The sequence below is a fragment of the Flavihumibacter fluminis genome (assembly GCF_021491375.1).
Lineage (GTDB): Bacteria > Bacteroidota > Bacteroidia > Chitinophagales > Chitinophagaceae > Flavihumibacter > Flavihumibacter fluminis.
Genome location: NZ_JAKEVY010000002.1, coordinates 359,877 through 381,212, shown reverse-complemented (window position 1 = coordinate 381,212; position 21,336 = coordinate 359,877). Strand labels below are relative to the sequence as shown.

The 21,336-nt window shown below is 45.0% G+C and carries 16 protein-coding genes; 3 read left to right on the top strand and 13 right to left on the bottom strand.

Annotated elements, in window-relative coordinates; all coding sequences use genetic code 11:
• Positions 1–106 precede the first annotated feature (106 nt).
• The 13 genes from L0U88_RS07945 to L0U88_RS07885 form a co-directional block, all read right to left on the bottom strand.
• The gene (locus L0U88_RS07945) at positions 107–1,420 is read right to left on the bottom strand and encodes a vanadium-dependent haloperoxidase (protein WP_234865323.1); all 1,314 of its coding nucleotides are present in this window, start codon (positions 1,418–1,420) and stop codon (positions 107–109) included.
• On the bottom strand, positions 1,417–4,776 hold the full coding sequence (locus L0U88_RS07940; RefSeq protein WP_234865321.1) for a CRTAC1 family protein: 3,360 nt from the start codon (positions 4,774–4,776) through the stop codon (positions 1,417–1,419). Before L0U88_RS07940 ends, L0U88_RS07945 begins: the two co-directional genes overlap by 4 nt.
• A gap of 10 nt (positions 4,777–4,786) precedes the next feature.
• Positions 4,787–6,109 (bottom strand): c-type cytochrome, encoded by a 1,323-nt coding sequence (locus L0U88_RS07935; protein WP_234865319.1) that lies wholly within the window; start codon positions 6,107–6,109, stop codon positions 4,787–4,789.
• Between the two features lie 14 nt (positions 6,110–6,123).
• Positions 6,124–6,654, bottom strand: coding sequence for a redoxin domain-containing protein (locus tag L0U88_RS07930; RefSeq protein WP_234865317.1), 531 nt, complete (start codon positions 6,652–6,654; stop codon positions 6,124–6,126).
• Positions 6,655–6,782: 128 nt separating this feature from the next.
• Positions 6,783–8,369 carry a SusD/RagB family nutrient-binding outer membrane lipoprotein gene (locus tag L0U88_RS07925; protein ID WP_234865315.1) on the bottom strand — a complete coding sequence of 529 codons (1,587 nt, stop codon included), beginning with the start codon at positions 8,367–8,369 and terminating at the stop codon, positions 6,783–6,785.
• Positions 8,370–8,396: 27 nt separating this feature from the next.
• Positions 8,397–11,774: a SusC/RagA family TonB-linked outer membrane protein gene (locus L0U88_RS07920; RefSeq protein WP_234865313.1), complete on the bottom strand. Its 3,378-nt coding sequence runs from the start codon at positions 11,772–11,774 to the stop codon at positions 8,397–8,399.
• Between the two features lie 17 nt (positions 11,775–11,791).
• Complete coding sequence (locus tag L0U88_RS07915; protein ID WP_234865310.1) at positions 11,792–13,015, bottom strand: ROK family protein; 1,224 nt, start codon at positions 13,013–13,015, stop codon at positions 11,792–11,794.
• Between the two features lie 158 nt (positions 13,016–13,173).
• A complete protein-coding gene (locus L0U88_RS07910) occupies positions 13,174–14,466 on the bottom strand; it encodes an ABC transporter permease (RefSeq protein ID WP_234865308.1) in 1,293 nt (430 codons plus the stop codon).
• 1 nt (position 14,467) lies between these two features.
• Positions 14,468–15,202, bottom strand: a complete 735-nt coding sequence (locus L0U88_RS07905; RefSeq protein WP_234865306.1) for an ABC transporter ATP-binding protein — start codon at positions 15,200–15,202, stop codon at positions 14,468–14,470.
• Between the two features lie 5 nt (positions 15,203–15,207).
• Entirely contained in the window at positions 15,208–16,209 is a 1,002-nt protein-coding gene (darH, locus tag L0U88_RS07900) for a BtrH-related acyltransferase DarH (protein WP_234865304.1), read from the bottom strand.
• Positions 16,210–16,228: 19 nt separating this feature from the next.
• On the bottom strand, positions 16,229–16,636 hold the full coding sequence (gene DarG / locus L0U88_RS07895) for a flexirubin biosynthesis protein DarG (protein WP_234865302.1): 408 nt from the start codon (positions 16,634–16,636) through the stop codon (positions 16,229–16,231).
• Position 16,637: 1 nt separating this feature from the next.
• The gene (gene darB / locus L0U88_RS07890; protein WP_234865300.1) at positions 16,638–17,774 is read right to left on the bottom strand and encodes a dialkylresorcinol biosynthesis protein DarB; all 1,137 of its coding nucleotides are present in this window, start codon (positions 17,772–17,774) and stop codon (positions 16,638–16,640) included.
• A 51-nt stretch (positions 17,775–17,825) separates the two neighbouring features.
• Positions 17,826–18,746 carry a hypothetical protein gene (locus L0U88_RS07885; RefSeq protein WP_234865298.1) on the bottom strand — a complete coding sequence of 307 codons (921 nt, stop codon included), beginning with the start codon at positions 18,744–18,746 and terminating at the stop codon, positions 17,826–17,828.
• Between the two features lie 71 nt (positions 18,747–18,817).
• Between L0U88_RS07885 and L0U88_RS07880 the strand changes: the two genes are divergently transcribed.
• From L0U88_RS07880 to L0U88_RS07870, 3 genes are read left to right on the top strand one after another with little or no spacing between them, the layout of a single operon-like run.
• Complete coding sequence (locus L0U88_RS07880; protein WP_234865295.1) at positions 18,818–19,075, top strand: phosphopantetheine-binding protein; 258 nt, start codon at positions 18,818–18,820, stop codon at positions 19,073–19,075.
• A 3-nt stretch (positions 19,076–19,078) separates the two neighbouring features.
• On the top strand, positions 19,079–20,281 hold the full coding sequence (locus L0U88_RS07875; RefSeq protein ID WP_234865293.1) for a beta-ketoacyl-[acyl-carrier-protein] synthase family protein: 1,203 nt from the start codon (positions 19,079–19,081) through the stop codon (positions 20,279–20,281).
• Complete coding sequence (locus L0U88_RS07870) at positions 20,274–21,335, top strand: beta-ketoacyl synthase chain length factor (RefSeq protein WP_234865291.1); 1,062 nt, start codon at positions 20,274–20,276, stop codon at positions 21,333–21,335. Before L0U88_RS07875 ends, L0U88_RS07870 begins: the two co-directional genes overlap by 8 nt.
• The last annotated feature ends 1 nt before the right edge of the window (position 21,336 follow it).

The following is a 21,336-nucleotide window of genomic DNA, read 5'->3' as shown; positions in this document are numbered from 1 at the left end:
CTTATGCACTGATAATTAGGAATTTACAACTTAATGGCCATATTGTACAATTCCCAGATAGCTATCCGAATATAGTAAAACGGACGGCAAAGGTAGCTTATTTAATTCAAAAGCCAAAAGGTCCCAGCTTTTTTACCACCTGGTCCCCCACTTTTCTGCCCTGCTCCAGGCCATTTACAATGGCCGGCCGGTAATGGATGCCTCCATACAGCCGGGAAATGGCTGCTTCCTCACTGGCTTTATGAAAAGAGGAAAAGGACCTGTCCGGCAGCCCATAAGGCCGTTCGGTATCATCCACAAATGCAAAATTATCGCCATATAGTTTTGTCAGAACAGTAGCAGCTGCGCCTGATACTACACTGTGCCCGCTGGGGTATTCCGGGAAGGGAGGAGTCTGAAGCAGGGGCCGCCAGCTTTCATCAATATGACTATTAATATAGGACTCGGGGCGAATCAACTGACTGTTATACTTTTCCTCCCAACAACTGATAAAGGCATCAAAGATGGCAATGGCGGTAAGTGCATAGGCTTTGGAAGCCTGGCTGATAGATTCTGATTTCATCCGGCTGACCAGGCCGGCAATTTGCATCCAATGGCCACCCGGACTAATCTTTTTGGTAGCGAAATTCAGATGCCCCTGCATGGTAATATGGAAGGGATTGCAGTCCCAGAAGGCAGCAATCGCTTTTTGTTCATCGGTTAAAGAAGTGCAGACGGTATACACCTCCAGGGCTTCTTTGTGGAAAAGGGTTCCGGGCTCGACAGCAAATTCGGTGGCAGCTTTGGGACGAAAAACAGCTGCACTATCCAGGGTCAGACAACGAATTTGTTTCCAGTGGGGTTCAATCGCCGCGATATAACCAGGAGGTGTGGGCAGCCAGGAACCGGGCGTTTTTTTCAACTGGTAACGACGGATGGCCCGGGTTTCTTTATACCTGTCTTTCGATGCCCATTGCAGGATACTGTCGGCCACCTGCTTGCCAGCTTGAAGAGAGGCATTCAGGAGTTTTTCTGCTTTCCGTGCTTTAAGCTGAGCCTGTATCAAAACCTGCATGGAATCTGAAAATCGTTCTTCCGAAAACAGAAACTGCCGGCCGGTAATACGAAAGGCCTCCAGGCTGGCAATGACAGGATCAATGGATTCTTTGATTTTAGGGATGGCAGGAAAAGCCGGAAGCCGGCCATAAAAGGAAGCACTCTTATTGACACCAGCTGCAACCAGTGTTTCATAGGCAGCAAGATGCGGATAGAGGTAGATCCGGCTTGCAACAGGAGGAGAAAAAATATCGTGAACTATTATTTCGGTAAGATAATCCTGCGCTTTATGCAAAGCTGCCGCATCGGTGTTTGATTTATTTTGTGCATGGCCGGCAAGTCCGGTGCAAATCAGGAAAGACAATATGATGATTGAGATTCTCATGGCAAATTAACCTTTACAACCTGAACGGGACCATTATTGGTAACAGTAACCAGGATGGGAGCAGCGGTTCCGGCATTCAGCAATTTCATCTGCCTCAGTTCTCCTTTTAAGAACACACCGGTTTCCATGGGCGAAATGGGTTTAAACTGCTGGTTGCCGGAATTTTCAAGCAACAGGCCATAACTGGCATCTGACTGACCAAATTGTACCCGGTAGCCTTCAAAATTTCCTCCGAGGTAGATATCCGGGCGACCATCTTTATTCCAGTCGAGCACGATGGCTGCCTGCAGAGAAGAAATCTGTGCCAGTTCCGGAAGGGCTGTGAACTGCCAGGGTTGCGATCCTTCATTCCAAAGAATGCCGGATGCAAAATTGTTGACTTCCAGGCGATGCAACTTTTTCTTTTGGGAAGCAGGCACGATGCCATCCAGCTTCACATCCGCATAATCTTTATAGTACACAAACTTCTTACGCATGGGTACCACCTGCTCCAGCAATTCATCTCTTGATGCGATGGGATAGGACTGCCCATTTATATAGTGGGTCAGAATTGGATCCAGGGTACCATTCTGATCCAGATCTGTTGTGAACAATTCAACAGGTTCGGTTTTACTGGCACGAATTTGAAGGTTGGTTCCGGCATTGCCCAGGATAAAATCCAGGTCGCCGTCCCCATCTATATCAGCAGGTGTAATCGAGCGCCACCAACCAGAAAGATTATCAGGAAGTTGAACTTTATTTAGCGTGAGCTTTCCTTTCTGATTATCGATCAGGCGAACGGGCATCCAATCACCAGCAAGGAGCAATTCAGGATATCCATCCGCGTTAGTATCCGCCCATTGAGCTGCAGTAACAGCACCGGGCTGTAAAAGAAAATCAAATTCAGGGGTGATATCAGTGAATTTCACAGCACCCTTCTTACTATCATTTCTGAGCAGATAAGAACGATCTGCCATAGGGAAAGATCCCGGCTGGTACATGCCTCCCACCCAGATATCAGGATCGCCATCTTTGTCAAAATCTGCAATAGCCAGTGCCTGTTTGGGACTAAGCATAGATGGTAAAGCTGTGGTCGATTTGGTGAATCCTCCTTTACCATCGTTGATGTATAACCGATCCTGGTATTCCGGAGACTCCGGGGCGTATTCATTACCACCACTCACCACATAAAGATCAAGGTCTCCATCTCCATCTGCATCGAGGAAGGCTGCCTGTACATCTTCTGATTCCTTATCAGCAATCCACGGCCCCGGTACCAATTCAAATTTGTAATTGGCCTTTTGAACAAATAAGGCAGCCACCTGTCCGATGGGCGTTCCAATAAAAATATCATCCAGTCCATCTCCATTGACATCACCCGAAGCCAGTGCAGGTCCCATACGCGATAACATATAGGGCAAGAGGGTTTCATCTTTAAAGTCGATGAAATCATTTTCCTGGTGTTGGAATTTAATACGGGATTGCTCTGTTATATCCTGTAACCAGGTTTTTTTAGGAAGCGGAATAGATGCTACGGAATTGTTCTTTGTGCTGGGCTGAGTAAATTGTAGCAATTGATTTACCTGAAGATTGGTGTGAATGCTAACAGAACGATCGGGCCAACGGATGGTAAGTGTATCAAATTTAGTTGTGGCTGGGATACCAAAATGGATTCGGTAAGATTGTGAAGACTGATAACCGCGAACCGGGAAAAGTTCCTGGATCTGTTTGCTGCCATCCGAAGCAATCAATTCAAGTTTAGCTCCAATGGCAAAAGGATTTGATGCATTGCCTTTCAGCTCAATGGCCAGATAATTACCGGATGGTTGCAGATTTCTTGCAGTATTCTCAAACAGCTGAATCGGATCGTTATTGTTTACCACCACCAGATCAAGATCTCCATCATTATCCAGATCCGCATATACGGCAGCGTTAGAGATTCTTTCCGAGTTCATGCCCCAGGCATTGGTTGTATTCGTAAAACTGATACCGCCATTGTTTCGGAACAGGTAGTTCTTCAGTTTGTTGGAAGGCATTTTCTTAACCAGCGCATGGGTTTGAAATACCTGGTGGCCTTCTTTTGCTGCTTCAATTCTTGCTTCCGCCACTGTATACTTCATAAAATCCATATCCGTATAATCACGCAGGTATCCATTGGTGACAAAAGCATCTTTCCATCCATCCAGGTCAAAATCTGCCAATAAACCTGACCAGCTCCAGTCGGTATTGGAGATTCCGGCCAGTTGACCTATTTCCGAAAACCGAAGCTGGCCATCCTGATCTACACCCCTGTTCAGTTGCAGCATATTACGCATCTGCTGTTTGAAATAACCGCTGTCGCGCAATAGGTTATACTGATCATATTCATCCGGTCCTTTCAGCATTTTCTGCCGGTGATTGTCTTCGGGTAACATGTCGAGGGTAAAAATATCTGCCCAGCCATCATTGTTTATATCTGCAATATCTGCGCCCATGGAATACTTGGAAATATGCCCCATGGATTTCTCCACTTGCTCTGAGAAAGTGCCGTTGCGGTTGTTGATATAGAGGCAATCCTTTTCTGTATAATCACTGGTGGTATAGATATCCGGCCAGCCATCGTTATTCAGATCACTAACGGTAACACTCAGGCCAAAATTCAGCGAATGATTGATGATGCCTGCCTTGAGGGTGACATCTTCAAATTTATTCTTACCAATATTGCGGAATAAACGATTGCCAAAAGCCATATTGGGAGTAGCCCTGGTTTTGCGTGTATTGAGAAAGGGGTTATACGTGTGATTGGAGTGATTGAGCAGGAACATATCCAGATCGCCATCAAGGTCGTAGTCAAAGAATACGGCATGCGTTGATTGGGTTCCTGCTGCATCCAGCCCATATTCTACCGCACGCTCTTTAAAAACAGGTTTGCCCTGCTGAATTCCTTCATTGATAAAAAGTTCGTTGCGCAGCTGCAGTGAGTCGCTGTACTTTCCGGAATGGCAGACATAAATATCCAACCTGCCATCGCCATTTACATCTGCGATAGTTACGCCGGTTGACCAGGTTCCGTTTCCGGCAACACCGGCAGATTGGGTGATATCTTCAAATTGAAGTTGGCCTTTATTAAGAAACAATTTGTTGGCTACCTGGTTACCGGAGAATAACAAATCTTGCAGTCCGTCGTTGTTGAAATCTCCCACTCCCACCCCGGAACCATTGTACAGGTATTCATAGCGGAATACATGCAGGCTGTCTGTTTCGGTGACCTGGTTAGTAAACTGCAATCCGGATTGCTTCGGATCCTTCTCCTTGAAGAGGGAGCCTTGCTGCTGCGCAATAGATCGGTTGAAAAGCAGCATACTAACAAAAAGCAACAAACGAAAATAGCAGTTCACGATTCAGCAGTTAATCAAGTTTTAGTTTTTCATCTCCGGGCTTGTAAGGGGCAAAAATCATCATCAGGGTCATCATTTCGTCGGTGGTTTTCATATCGCCCATGGAAAAAATATTTTTAGGCGGACTGTTTGGATTGAACGGGTTATCGGCAGTATTGTCGTATTCACATTCCAACCGGACAATAGAACCTTTTGGAATTTTGACAGGTGATTTAAACTGGTAGATTTCCTGCCAGCGAAAATCCCAATCCGGAATATGAACGAGGCGGATGGTATCTCCGCCTGGCGCGATGGCATAGGCTTTAAATGATTTACCAATCAGGTGCATATGGGGCCATACATGCAGGATGGACTGATCTTCGCTGGGGTTGGTAACTTCCAGTGTGAATTTTTGTTTCTCGTTGGCTTTAACGTAAAAGATGGGTTCAATCTGACGTTCACCAATACCACCTGAGCCAAAGCTCACCACTTTTACCGGGCGTTTAACAGGAGTCTTTTTGAAGAAAAGGTTAACGCCCCCTTTGAAAACTTCATCCACTGCAATGGGGCTGAAGTGTACCGTCATCAGAATAACGCCACGTTTTGGCAAAACCCAACCGAAATCCTGGGGATAGGTTTCATACCGGGCTCCGGGAATCCAGCCTCCATAGTAGGTAATAGCCCTTCGGTAGGGCATATATTGATCAAATTTCCTCCGATCATCAAACGTGAGGTTAATCAGTTTATGCGTATTAATCAGATCAATTGATGGGTCCAAAACCGGGTGAATAGCATAGTTCACATGGTGCACCAGCTTTTTATTATTAGCTACAAACTCAATGGCTTCAATGTTAAAGGAATCACTAAGCTCGAAGGGCAGTTTGAAAATCACAAACTGCTCAATATTCCCACCGATAACCGTAAAGCTGTCTTCCATTTGTAAAGTAAGATCAGGTTTGCGTGGATAGGCAGTACCGGTAATGAGCTGCTCTGATGCCTGCTTAGCAGATTTGGAAACCTGGCCTTGCGGGGCTCCATTATCAACCCAGGAAATTATTTTGTTTTTATCTGCTTCAGATAGGGAACGATCATTAGCAAAATGTACATATCCGTTATCAGCTTTCCAGGGTGGCATGTAACCACTTTGAACAACTTCTTTTATAAATTTTGCACGCTTGGCGACATCCTGGTACGAAGTAAGCGTAAAGGGTCCGGCCTCACCAGGCTTATGGCAGGGCGTACAATTCAGGGTGATGATGGGTTCAATATCTTTAACATACGTCAGAGATTGGGCAATGGCAGAAATTGTAACCCCTATAAAGCAACAAATGACAAAAAAAACTTTCTTCAACATAAACTGAATCTCAATTAAAAATCATTAATCAGACAACCGACCGGTTCATTATAATTCACCAGCACGGGCAACCCGGATTTAGCCTGTAAAATAGCATTCCTCAAATATTCCTGGTCTGGTTTGTTTCTTTTTTTACCGAGATCAACAGCCCAGTCGTCAATCGCTCCCTGGTAGATGAGTTCGCCTTTTGGAGATAACAACACCACTTCCGGTGTGGTAGTAGCGTGTACGGCATGCACGGAAATCATTTTTTTATCAATGAGCAGCGGAAAGTCCAGTTTGTATTTAACTGCAAAAGCCCGGACTTCTTTTTTTGAATCAGTGGATCCGGGAATGATAGCGGTCACTTGCAGCTCTTGCGCAAATTCATCTGCAATTTTCTGAATCACAACTGAATAGTTTTTACTCAGCGGACATTCGGTTGCGAGAAATACCAGGAGCGTCATTTTGTTTTCACTCAGCAGTTCTTTGTTAAACTCCTTTAAAGCAGCGATGTCTGGATGCTGCAAAATCTTTTGCCCCTTCGCTGATGGGACGAAACACATGCAATAAAAAACTACTAATAGTATTCCAATTCTCATGGTACAAAGTACAAAACTTTAAAGGATGATCCTGTCCTGAAAGAATAAAACCCCGGAACCATTGGCCCGGGGTTTTATTGGACATCCTATAATTATTGCTTATCCCACCATACTCGGCCGAAAGCATCGCCAGGACCACTACCATATTCTGGATCGGATCCCATCTGCTGGAATGCAGCCGCCTGGTTTTCAAACAACATACTGGTTGTTGGTAAAGGAGACAGAGAAGCTCTGCGTGGTAAAGGCAGAGTTGAACCATTAGACTTCAGATCTGACCATGCCAATACTGAAGTTGTATTGGGGAAACCGGTACGCTTCCACCAGGCCCATGCTTCCATTGGATTTCTGTAGAAGTCCAGGTAAGCCTGAATTGCAATCAGTTCAGTAGCCTTGGCTGGATCGTACTTAACTCCAACTTCTTCGTAATAGGCATCTTTCTCTGCAGCAGTTACCTCAACATATTCAGGAACTTTTGCAAGTTTAGCCTGCTGGTTGTACAGATCAATGGAAGCCATGATACCATTTTTATACCAGGTTTCTGCATTTGAACCGGCAATACCGCGGGCAGCCAGGTCAGCGCGAATGAAACAATACTCAGCATATGTCAGCATTGGGAAGAAGGCAGAACCATCTCCTGCTGTTCCATAGCTATGGTTGGGTGTAAAGATTCTATGCTGCAGTTCAGAGAAAGAACTGTCTTCCTGGTACAAAGCTGCATTAGCAGGGATTTTTGTGTCATCCGGACTAGTCCAGCTACCCACATAATCCTGATCCTTGTTGGGGCGATAGAAAATACGAAGTCTGGGATCATCTTTTGACTTCATGAAATCAACAACCGGCTTACCGGCAAGAAAACCACTTGGGTTCCAGTTACCGGTTGCATTTGCATAAGAAGGACCTGTTTTTAACATCCAGGAATCTCCAATAGCAGACATCTGGTCTGGTTCTGCAAATACTTCGTTTGCAATGGCAGCCAGTTTAGTTGGATTACGCTTCATCAGACGAAGCCCAACTTTCAAACGAAGCGCATTACCCGTCTTGATCCAGCTGGTAATATTACCGTTAAAGAAGGGGTCATTATTTCCAACCGCAACCTGGTTGCTTGTGTTGGACTTCAGTGAAGCAACAGCTGCTTTAACCATGTTATCAACCTGGTCAAAAACCTGCTCCTGGGTATCAAATTTTGGAGTCAGTGTTCCACCGTAACGAGCCTGGAAAGCTTCAGAAAAAGGAATGCTACCATTGATATCACTGGTGTAGAACGCGTAGTATGCAAGCAGGATTTCAGACAATGCCTTAATCTGCGCATAACTAGGCTGCTCGTCTGCAGGTTTGCTTTCGATAATTTTAATAGCATCGATTAAAGCATTCCCGATGTTGTTATAAAAATTACCGTAGCGATAATTAAACTGTGCACTGGGCAGGTTAAAGTTGGCACCGTTACCCGCAGATGGGGTGGTGTACTGCATCCAGTAGTTCAGTTTTCTATAAACATCGTAGTAATATTCAAAGTCGTTCTGCGTAGCGATGGACGCTTTCAGAAATTGGTCCTGAGGGTTTACTTCGTACAGTGTATTGGGCGCGATGTTTGCATCGACAAATGCCTGTTTTTTACAGGAAGTAGCCAATACCGTTGCTCCCATCAAAAGACCTACCGATATTTTCTTTATATTTTTCATTTTCTTGTAAAAGTTTAGGTTAAAACTTTAGAAGGTAGCATTGATATTGAATCCAAGACTTCTAACCCAGGGATATCCACCATATTCTGCGAATGCAGCAGCACGGTTACTATAAATGCTTTCCGGATTCACACCACCTTTGGTAGTTGTATACAGGTATCCAAGGTTACGGCCAGTAATTCCAACTCTCAGATTGCTCATTTTTACTTTGCTAACCAGGGTTTTTGGAAGATTGTAGCCTACTGAAACTTCACGAACAGCCACCCATGAGTTTTCAAAAACAGAATACTCACGAATACCGGATGCCCACTGAGAAAGGTTCTCGTAGTATGCGTAGGCAGGAATTGGCTGCAGTAAACCCTGCTTAACCGCTTCTGCGTAAGTCATACCACCGAGATCAACTACCTGACCATTTGCGTTGGTTGCAGTAATACCATCGTTCAACACACCATCAGGAATGATACCATCATAACGGGTAACACCATTTGCATCTGTGTATGCAACACCACCTGATTCCTGATCACGACCAAACAGTGAATTCTTGAATGAACCATTTGCAGAACCATACTGGTGAGTAGCTGATGCCATCAGGCCTCCGATTTTTGCATCCAGTTGTACATTGAATACAAAGTTTTTGTAGTTAACAGTTTGTACTGTGCTGGCAAGGAATTTTTCCATAATGCTACCCAATACTTTTCTGGTACCATTATAGTCCTGCAGGCGCATGTAAGTATAGTAACCACCTGTTGAACCAAAGCTGGGGCTTCCAATTACACGCTGACCATTTGCTGAGTGTGCAACCGGGTTTCCGTTAGCATCTTTAGCCTGGTAAGTAGCGAATGCAAAACCTGTTTCAACAGTACCATAGTCGCCACCGGCAACCGCCTTGGCTACAACATCAGCACCGAAAGCCAGTTCCAGGTCAAGAGACGTTACGCCAGGTCCGATTGAAATGATTTTGTTTCTGTTTCTGGTGAAAGTAAACGTAGAGTTCCAGGTAAGGTTCTTTCTTTTGATCGGAGTTGCAGTCAGCAATACTTCGATACCCTGGTTTTGTACTTCACCACCATTAACAGCTCTTGAGCTAATTCCGCTTTCTGCAGGAGCTGCGAGGTTAAATATCTGGTTGTAGGTATTCTTACGATACCATGCAACATCCAATCCAAGTCTGTTATTGAAGAAACGGAGATCAGCTCCGAATTCAATTTCACGGGTGAGCTGGTTTTTCAGATTCAGGTTACCTAAAGTATTACCTGCAAAACCGTAAACAGACTGGTTACCATTAGTTGCATTATTGAAGGTACCTAAGAGACCATAGAATCCTGTTTGGTTGGTGTATTGTGGGTTTGCATCCAGACCTGTCCAGGAAATAGCACCTCTCAACTTACCAAATGATAATGCGGAGAAGTTCTTAACTGATTCCATTTCAGAGAATACCCAAGCCAGACCAACACTGGGATAGAAATAGGAATGATCTCCGGATCCATCTCTATAAGTCAGGGTAGAAGACCAGTCATTACGTGCACTGAAGTTCAGGATCAACTGATCTCTCCAGGTTAAATCACCATAGGCATAAACCGCATCCGTTCTTCTGCCTGCAGCAGGGTAAGCATCAGTTTGTGCAGGGTTGATAGAGTTGTTAATAGCGAACAATCCTGGAATTTTCAGACCACCTGATGTAAAGGAGTTGTTATACATTCCACCGATGTTGCGGAATGTTTCACCACCTACAGAGAATGAGGTGCTAAAGTCATCAGAAAGATCTTTCTGACCATTCAACAATGCCTGAATACGGAAGGTCTGCCAGTTGTTTTGTGAAATTTGATATGCACCACCTGCAAAACCAACACCACTACCCAATGCTTTTCTTTCATAGAAATCAGTATAGTAATTGGTGTTTGTTCTTACAAGCGCATTCAACCAGGAGTTAAGTTTCACGTTCACGTCAATATTCGCAAGAATATTGTTTTCTGTACGCTCCCGATTGTCTTCATACAAACCAAAGAACAGAGAACCCAGACGATAGGGATCATTCAGGTTTGCATTCTGACTACCCAGGTAACCACCTGCCGTTTGATTGATGTAGTTGTTTGCATAGTAACCGATGTCCACATGTCTTGGCATATAATAAGTAAATGCGAAGAGTGGGTTGTTACGGCTACCCTGACGAACCGGGTTCTTAGATTTTGTGTTGGTGTAGTTAACACTTGCGTCTATCGATACAGCGTTTGAAACCTTGTGAGTAGCTCTCAGGGTAAAACTGTTTCTCTTCATATCATTGTTTGGCATGATACTGTTGTTAAACAGGTTACTGTAAGAAAGACGGAAGGTCGTTTTTTCATTTCCACCCTCAACTGCTACGTTGGTATTGATGAACTTACCAGTCTGGAAATAATCCAGCGGATCATTTGCCTGGTACCTGATCATACGACCATCGGCTTCTTTTACCATCTGGCCATCGAACTTAGGACCGAAGGAATATCCACCAGAGAAGTAGGCAGCATTAGCGATGTCAATTATCCGGTTACCTTCTGCATCCGTATCGAAAGTGGGATTAATACCACCACCATATTGATTCTGGAGATCAACCAGACGATAGGCTTTATCGAAAGATTCAGTATGAGAAAAACTCAGACCAAGACCTTTTTTGGCTGTTCCTTTTTTGGTGGTGATCAGAAGTACACCATTTTGTGCTTTCGAACCATACAGTGCACTTGCAGCTGCACCTTTCAGAACCGTTACACTTTCATAGTCATCCGGGTTCAGGTTCTTCATGATGTTACCAAAATCAGGATTCTCACCCCATGAATCGTTACCAGTTGTACCGGGTTCAATGAGGATACCATCCAATACAACCAGTGGTTGAGTGTTATTGGTAGAGAAAGAAGAGTTACCACGAATACGAATCCTCGAGCTGGACTGAGGTCCGCTGGCACCCTGGTTGATCATCACACCAGCCACTTTACCCTGAAGTGCATTCACTACGTTGGCATTGTTGGCACGAACGATCTCATCACCTTTGATTTCTGTTACTGCGTAAGCCAATTTTCGGGTTTGTTTTTTCACCCCGAAGCCGGTTACTACTACTTCATCAAGGCTCTTTTCATCCTTCTGAAGTACCACATTGATTTCATTTTTACCAGCAGTGGGTACCTCTTTTGACAGGTAACCTACTGCACTGAAAACCAAAGTGCCATCAGAAGTCAAACTAATCAGGAATCCACCCTGCGCATCAGTAGCGCCACCTGCGCGGGATCCTTTAACGACAAAAGTAGCCCCTGAAATGGGAGCCCCTTGTTCATCAAGAACGGTACCTGTCACCGTCCTTTTTTGCTGAGCGATGGCATATGCCGAGAATACACTCAGAAACAATAGCAAAAGCATTCGAACCGTTGTTCTTTTCATTGCAGTTGAGTTTATGTTTAATTATAAATTCCGGTTGTAATAGGGTTTAGCAGTCCAACAGTTCTGTTCTTTTTCTTGGTTTCCCGGTCAAAATGTTCCATTACCAGGGCTGCTGCGCCATAGAGTTCATCTTTATTTCCCACAGTGGATACTTCTACAGATGTGTGTTCAGCCAGGCGGGGAATGGAGTGTTCGTTGATCGCCTGCTGGATAGGAGCAAACCATAACTTGCCTGCAGCTGCCCCCCTGCCACTTAGAATGATCAGTTCCGGGTTGAGGATATGTATCAGGATAGCAATTCCTCTCCCTATATTATAGCCTATCTCGTATAATAATTCAATACAAAATTTATCGCCCTTCAATGCCATTTGGATGATCGCCGAACAGGCTTCCTCCGGTTGTTCAAGAGATATCCGTGGCAAGTTGGTGATCTTGCCTTCCTGGATACCTCTCACTGCTTTTTCAACCAAAACCAGCAGGGATGCTTCGGTTTCCAGGCATCCTGTTTTTCCACAGCTGCAGAGTTTATTGCTGCTGAAAATGGGAATATGACTGAATTCACCAGCAAAACCATTATGCCCGCGGAATAATTCTCCGTTGAGCACCATTCCCAAACCAACCCCCCAGCTGATGTTCACCACCATCACATTTTTCTTGTTGCGGGCTGCTCCAAACCGGTATTCTGCCAATGCAACCAGACTGGAATCATTATCCAGGTAAACAGGTAGCTGCAGCTGGTCTTCTAATTTCTGGCGTATGCTTCCAGTTTCAGTACGGAAAAATGAATAGTTGATACCTTTTTCCAGGTCAATAAATCCAGGCATGCCGATGCCAACCCCTAGTATACGTCCCCGATCTATACCGGATGACTGAATATGTTGTTCTACCAGGCTAATTAGCATTGTTAATGCCTCCGGCTCGGTTTCCAGGTTAAGCGCGTGGCGCTCCACTGGGGTAACAAAGGAATGCTCCATATTCAGGATCCCGATCCGGGTAAACAGCTGATCCATCGCTATTGATACGATGTACCCATACTGCTTATTCAGGGAATACATCATGGGGCGCCTGCCTCCGGTTGAGGGTGCATAACCCAACTCTACCACATCTCCCGCCACCTTCAGTTCATTCAACAGCTTATTGGTTACCGGTAAGCTCCTTTGAATGCGCTCCGACAAATCGGTGCCCGAAAGGGTCTTCCCGAAATAAAGTTGTTTAATGATCCTTTTTTTGATCGAATTCATGTTGGGTTAATCGAAAAAAATCAGAGCCTTGACCAAATTTTTAACAAAATAGGAATACTTCTTTAAAAATTAACAAAAGAATACAGATAATTTAATAATTCTTGTCTAGTTCGCGTAAACCGTTAAAAAATGAGAAGGAAGGGATAATAATTTCGCAATCAGCGACGGCGCCGGGATTCCGTAATGCCGGCAATCAGAAAGAAGAGCAGGGCAAAAATCAGGAGTATAACCAGTTGTTTCCAAACAGTCAGGATGGACCCGGAACGCAGAAACAACTCATTGATGGCATCCAGTGCCCAATGCAAGGGAGAAAGTTTAGCCAATTGCTGTAAACCTGCCGGCAAGATTTCAACAGGCACCCAGATTCCACCAATAGCAGAAAGAATGACAATGGAGATAGCCCCAAATGGAAGCGCCTGGTTTGGGGTCTGAAAGACGGACCCGATCAACACCCCATAGGCTGTTGCAGTAGCCGCCACCACCAGCACTGTCAGGAACAGGGACCCAAAGGCGTTGCCAATTTGTAGTGAATCCAGTCCAAGTAATGGCATTAATAACGCACCTGCAGCCAGCATGACAAAAAACTGCAGCATGCCCAATACAATATAGAAGCCCAGCTTCCCCAGCAGAATAGTAAAATAGGATCCGGGAATCATCTTGATTCGCATCAGGCTCCCATCTTCCCGTTCCCTTATGAAATTACCTGCAATAGGTATAATGATAAAAAATAGTCCGAACAAGGCCCAGGCCGGAACATTGTGCTGAACAGAATTGGTAGTTAATTCTGCAGTAGCATGTTGTCCGCTGGATATTTCCCGTATTTGAACTGCCTGTAATTTTTCTTGTAACCGGAGTCCGGGACCCGAGCTATCTGCAGCCTGCTCATCCAGCCGGTTCTCTAATCTTGCCAGAATAATCTCTGCTTGAATCCGGGTAACCTGCTTCTCCAGCGCATTCAGGAGGGAGAGCTTCATCGCCTGTTTGATCACCGGATCAAAATAGATTTCCAGGGCCACCTGCCGGCTTTCTCTTTGAGGTAATTTTCCGGGTGCTCCAAGTTTGGCTCCCAGCTCATTTGCCACCTGGTTAGCACTGTTCGCAACTTCCGCAGATACTCCCTTGGGTACAATTACCGCCAGTTTATAGTTGCCTTTATGCACCAGCTCCTGGGCCTTGTCAGCCGTTAGCAATTGATCGTTCAATTTTCTTATTAAAACAAACTGAGGAATCGAGTCAAGCTCCGCCCCCAATTGCCTGGCCATTTTTCCACCATCCTCATCCACCCAAAGAATTTCAAACCGGATATCCTGGTATTCCCGGAAGGGTGCATCCTGGATAAGGGCCATTAATACCGTCAGCGCCAATGGCATCAGAAACAACAGGGCCATGCCTGCCAGGTCTTTGGCAAACAATCTGCTCTCATTTATGAAAGTGGCCAGAATCTTTCTCATATCAGTCGCGAAGGCTGCTGCCCGTTAATTGTAAAAATACCTGCTCCAGACTTTGCGCCTGCTGTTCCTGCATCAATTCCACAGGCTTGCCCTGTACCACCAGCCGCCCATGATCTATTATGGCGATTTCATCACAAAGCTGCTGGGCCTCTTCCAGCAGGTGAGAGGTATAAATAATACCATGCCCCAGTTTATTGTATTCAGTAAGGAATTGCAGGATCATATTTCGCGACTGTACATCCACTCCGGCAGTTGGTTCATCAAGGATCAGCAATTCTGGCTCATGCAATAAAGAGGCAATGATATTAGCCCTTCTTTTCATTCCGCCGGAATAATAACGGATAGCCTTATGCGCACTTTTTTCCAACCCGAACAACTGAAGATATTGATTGATTCGTTCTTTAAGTAAGGTACTACCCAACCCATACAACCTGCCAATATATTGCAGGTTTTCCATTGCCGTTAATGTGGGATAAAGCGCAATGGATTGAGGCACCACTCCTATTCTTCTTTTGATAGCTTCTCTTTCCTTTTCCACATCCATGCCAAGCAGAAAAGCCTTACCGGCGTCTGCTTTTACCAATCCACATAAGATGGAAATCGTTGTCGTTTTACCGGCACCGTTAGGGCCCAGTAATCCGGCGATGCTTTTATCGGAAAACTGTAATGACAATCCCTGCAGAGAAGGTTCTGCTGCATTTTTATAGGTCTTCTCCAACTGCTGAATCTGAAGCATGCCGATCAGACCAGTGTTTTAAGATGAGTAAAAAATTGTTTCTCCCGATCCCCCAACTGGATCAGCAGTTCGCCCAGTTCGTCGTAGGATGCAAGATTGCCAGACCGGTCTTTCATCACCCGGGCAGCCGCAAAGGCAAAATTCCTCCAGGCATCACCAATACGGGTCATCTCATTGGATGCTTCCAGCAAAGCAGGAGCATTGAGGTGCTGGGCAGCTTCCTGTAAGAAGGCTGCATACAAAAACCGGAATCCACCTCCACCGGTACCAATCTCTTCCTGCATCCGGATAATGTTTCCCACAAATAAGGCAGCCCTCCTGGGTTCCAGTTTCTCAGGGTATTTTTTGATTTTACGGCCCAGGAACCGGATGCCATGAATTCCAAAAAAAGGCGGCGGAGAACTTAACATAAACCAGCAGGTCTTTTTAATACCGCGCCGGATAGCATTGGGGAGATCAAAATCAGGTTTGGTCAGCACCGGATAATACATGCGTCCATTGGGAGCCGGGAAGCCTTTTGCAAATCTTGCTTTTTCAAGATCTGCCGCAGACAATCGGGTTACGGTTTCCATCACAGGATCGCTGATCAGGTAATCATCCCCTTCTTTTCCGTAAGCGATCAGGTTATGTCCATTGAAATGAAAGCGATAAGCAGGAGGGAAATAACTCAGGTAAAAAACACTGGTTTGCATCCCAACCGGCAGGCCGGCTTTCAATGCAGCATCCAGTGCCCGCATGCCTTTCTCTTTACCGGAAAAGGATTCCACTTTCATCTTTACACCGAGCTCTTTACAAACCCGTTTAAAAATATATCCCGGCCAGATCCGGAAGGTGGTTCCCGGAACACCACTGACTTTTATAAAAGGAAGATGACCGAAAAAATAGCCGGCACCGATCCCAAAGATCAGGGGTTCGGATAATTTTATTCCGTAGTGCTGCAGGAGTCCAAGGGTTACACCGCTTTCACAATGCGCCGACTGTTTATGTTGAAAGTTTTCGATTTTCATGTGTTCAGGGGCAACTGGTTCACCCTTTGAAATGAGTTAGTTCTTCAACAGGGATATTGAAGATAGCTGCATATTTTTTTAGTTTGGAAGCATTGAGTTTTTTAAACCCCGAAGGAGTCAGGTGTTTTTTGACAAAAAACTTCCAGCTCCCAACATAACTAGCGAGCGTAGGCAAATCCATCAGGTTTTTTTCCATGAAATAGGCAATCGGACTTACTTCTCCCCGTATCACTTTTTCCCGGGTTTGGGCAATTCGTTCGTCAATATCATCCCAGGCCTGGCTCATTGCCAGGTTCTCAGCTTCCCAACCTTCATATTGGGTAGTTTCATACTTTCCCTGCTGATCGGTTACGTACAACACTTTTACCAGAGAATTATCTTCCCCATGTATGATTTTTTTATCGTGTGGTACTTCTTCCTTTTTCATATCATACTACAGTAAAATGCGCATAGATATAAGTAAAGCGAGCACTCTCCGGAATCATCACCAGGATCTTCTGACCTTTTTTCAACTGGCCAGTATTGAATAATTCTTCCAGCATCAGGTAGGGTGACACACTTCCCACATTACCAACGCGGGTGAGGTTGGTAAACCATTTCTCCTGTGGGAACAGGAGTCCGATTTTTTCCTGCTCTTCCGCAATACGCTCCCTGAAATATTCAGAGGAAAGATGCGGCAGGTACCAGTCGATTCCTTCAACGGTGAGGTTATGCTTTTCAAATACTTCTTTCATAAACTGGCCACCCATGGGTACGATTTTTACCCCCAGTAAGCGGGTGTCCTGCTTAAATGAAAAAATACTTTGATTGCCCCACTCTTCAGGTCTGAATTCAGGCCATCCGGTGAGATTGCCATTTGGACTTCGAACCGCGCCTGAATACATACAGGTCGGCAATTCGTTGGCGTATGATTTTATATCGATGAAATCCACCCGTAGGGAGATTCCATTTTCATTTGGTTTGTTTTCCAACAGGGCAGCAGCCGCACCATCACTTAACATCCAGCGCATGAAATCCTTTTCAAAGGCAATCATGGGGTTGGCGTCCAGTTCTTTCAGGCGATCCGCTTCCATATCAAACTTTTCACCTCTCAGCCAGGTCGAAACTTTTTCGGAAGCACCTGATACTGCACGTTTAATATCGCCGTTTTTCACAGAGAGGTAGGCATATTTCATTGCCTGAAAACCGGATGCACAGGAACTGCTTACAGATACTATTTCTGCAGGAGGACATCCCAGTTCACCATGAATCATAGCAGTATGACTAGGCAATAACTGCTCCGGAGACATGGTTCCAAAAGTCAGCAATTCAATATCGTTTTTGGTGAATTGATCATCCAGTAACCCCTCTACTGCTTTTGCCGCCAATTGCGCATTGCTATGGGTGCTATTGCCTTCTTTATCGATGGCATAATAGCGTGATTTGATCTTATTATTAGTAAGAATCTTTGTTTTCGCTCTGGAGGGTTTATCATCCACCAATCCCAGGTACAGTTCAATATCATCGTTGCTTACAGGGTCGTTCGGTAAAAATTTCGCCAGCCTTGTAACAAACACATCTCCCATAAAAAATATCTGATTTGAATATTCTGCAATATTACTTATTAATTCCTCCACTTAGATCATATCCTTCTCGTATGCGGTGCTTTTAAAGTATCCAACCAGCTTACGAAAGGATGAGCGGTTGAAGAGGCTCTGCATCTTTGCAGTAAATCCGGAAACCGGTGATAAAGCCACTATTCCGGTAAGTAATAAACGTTTGAATAACAGTACTCTGGATAACCTGGCAGGATCACCTCTTTCCCCTTTTTCCCGAATGTAGACGGCAAACTTTCTGAATTGTTTAATGCCTCTTTTTTCTAATATGATGAGGGTTGGTTTGAGATCAACGGCCCCTGCTGCCAACAGTTCGGTTTGAAGCGTTTCCCATTGAGCAGAAGCAGCGGCTTTATAGATGATCGGGCCAAATCTCGATGTATTGAGAATATCTCGGGTTTGCACTCCGGCTTCAGGAAGAAACCTTGTTGCTTCTTTCTGGCCTGTAAAGTTCCAGCGAATGATTGTCAACAATGAAATCAGGTTGTGGTTAGTATCCGCCAGTACAATGGAGCCCACGAGCCGGGCATTCAGTTGAAGTAGTCTGGCTTTGATTTTTTCCTGTGCATTCAGCCACATATTTCGGGTACCCAATACCGTAATAACAGGTTTGCCTGACAATACGCGCGCATATTCTGATTGCAGAAAACTGCTGGTTGGAATGGAAGGAGATAGAAACCAGGGCTGGTACCCCAGTATCACCAGATCGTAGTGCTTCTCGGGTATGGTAAGAGGTTTTAATGCTACGGGAATTTCAAGTACAGATTCCGGCATCGCATCAAAAAATGTCTGGCTGGTCCAGGGAAAAGGAAAATCCTGCTCCGGCTGGTATTCTACCATGGTAATTTCTGCCTGGTCTTTTATATTGCTAACCAGGTTATCCAGTATCTGACCCAATTGACCGCTCTGTGAGTAATAGAGCACTAAAATACTGACTGCCATAGCCTGCAATATAAATGCTAACTGCTATTAATTCCTAATTATGCTATTTTTGACAACCTAAATACCCTTGGATGGAAGATTTTAAGAGAACGCTGAAGTTACAGATTATTGAAGCTTTGAACCTGCAGGGAATGCAGCCGGAAGAAATTGATGACAATGCTCCGCTGTTTGGCGATGGGCTGGGCCTGGACAGTATTGATTCCCTGGAACTGATTGTTTTACTGGAGCGCAATTATGGCATCAAAATAGAAGATCCTCGGGAAGGAAGAAAAGTATTTGAGTCGATCCATGTGATGGCTGATTATATCCAGGCCAATCGAAAAAAATAAGCCATGCCCTCCGTTTTTATAACCGGAATGGGCATTGTTTCTGCTTTGGGTAACGGCACTGCCATCCAAAGGGAAAAACTGGCAGCTGGTGTTTCCGGCTTGGGGCCGGCAGCTTTTCTGAACAGTATTCACAAAACTGAGTTTCCGTTTGGGGAGGTCCCCTTTTCAACTGAAGAATTATTCAGCAGACTTGCCGAATACAGCAAGTTGCAGCAAAGTCGACTGCAGGCTTTGGGCGCATTGGCCCTGGAAGAATGTTTTACAGGTTTGGAGCAAAAACCTGCAGGTATCCGGCAGGGGCTGATTAATGCCACTACGGTTGGCGGAATGACGGATATTGAAGACCGCTATTTCGAGCTGATAAAACCGGAACAGATGGAGCCGGACATGAGTTGGGCAGCCGGATTGGATTGCGCAACCGGAACAGAACACCTGGCACGTCAGTTTGATCTTACCGATTTTGTTACCACCATCAGTACGGCCTGCTCTTCTTCAGCCAATGCCATACAATTTGGTGCAAGACTGCTGCAACAGGGTGTATTGGATAGGGTGGTTTGTGGCGGCGTTGATAGTTTGACCCGCTTCACTGTCAATGGTTTCAATAGCCTTAAAAACCTGGACCGAAATGCCTGCAAACCTTTTGATGCCAACCGAAATGGTCTTAATCTGGGTGAAGGGGCTGCTTACCTGTTGCTGGAATCCGAAAGAACTCTTGAAAAGACAGGCAATAAGCCGCTGGCGATATTGTCGGGATATGCCAATTTTAATGAAGCATTTCACCCAACAGCACCCTCACCGGAAGGTTTAGGCGCGTATGAAGCTATGAAACGGACTTTGGAGAAAGCAGGTATTTCACCAGCATCAGTATCTTATATAAATGCGCATGGAACCGCCACGTTGAATAATGACGAAGCTGAAAGTATGGCGATCCATCGTTTGTTTGGTAAAACTGTACCACCATTTGCATCAACTAAAGTCTATACTGGCCATACCCTGGCTGCATCTGGCGCAATAGAAGCCGTTTTTTCTCTGCTGAGCCTTCAGCACCAGGAAATATATCCTGCATTAAACTTTGAAACACCAATTGAAGCCACCGGATTAATCCCCTGTCAAACATACCGGCAGATGCAGGTTGAACATATCTTAAGCAACTCATTTGGATTTGGCGGAAATAATGCAAGTTTACTTTTCAGCAAGTATGATTAAACCGATTTTCATAAGAACAGCCCGGGCTGTTTGCGCACAGGACAGTTTCAGCAGCAATGATTTGCTGCAGCCTGTACGAACGCTATCCGGGAATCGGTTTACCTATCTGGAACCCAACTACCAGGACTATTTTACCATCATGCAATTGCGGCGAATGAGCCGAATTACACGTCTGGGGTTAGTTACAGCGATTGAATGTTTGCGGGATGCAGGAGATACCCAACCGGAAGCCATCATAACGGGTACGGGTAAGGGAAGTTTGACGGATACGGAAAAATTTATTCATTCAGTACGGGAGTTTGCTGAGGGCACATTGAACCCCTCTCCCTTTATACAGTCGACCTATAATTCCTTAAACGGACTGATAGGCCTGCATCACCAGATCAATTCATACAATTCAACTTATGTACACAGTGGATTTTCGCTGGAACATGCTTTATTGGATGCTGCGTTCCAGTTAAATGAACAATCCATTCAAACAGCATTGGTAGGTTCATTCGAAGAAATGACCCCTGAACATTATATCATCAAAGAAAAACTGGATTTCTGGAAAAAAGAGATTGACGGTCCCGATGCTATAATGAAAAGCAGTCCGGGTGCCATTTCCGGCGAAGGCAGTTTTTTCTTTTTTCTTGATTATCAACAGGGGGCTGCTCCTTTACAATTGGTTGACCTGACCTTACTGTTTGAACCAGGAGAAGGTGCGGTGCTGCATGCAATGGACTCTATGCTGGAGCAACATGGATTGGGATGGGATCAGCTGGATGTTTATCTGTCCGGGAGAAACCAGGATTCCAGGTATGAACATTATTATGAGAAAGTGGAGCAGCGACTGAGTGCTACAACACATCAGTTACATTTTAAACACCTGTCGGGAGAATTCGATACAGCGGCTGGCTTCGGATTATGGTCCGCTGTCAGGATGGCGGAAAAAAATCAATTGTTTCCATCCATGATTCGTAAACAGGGCAGCACACAATCAATGGACTATATGTTGTTGTACAATCAGTATTATGGTAAGCAGCACAGCATTTACTTATTGAAAAAGACATAAA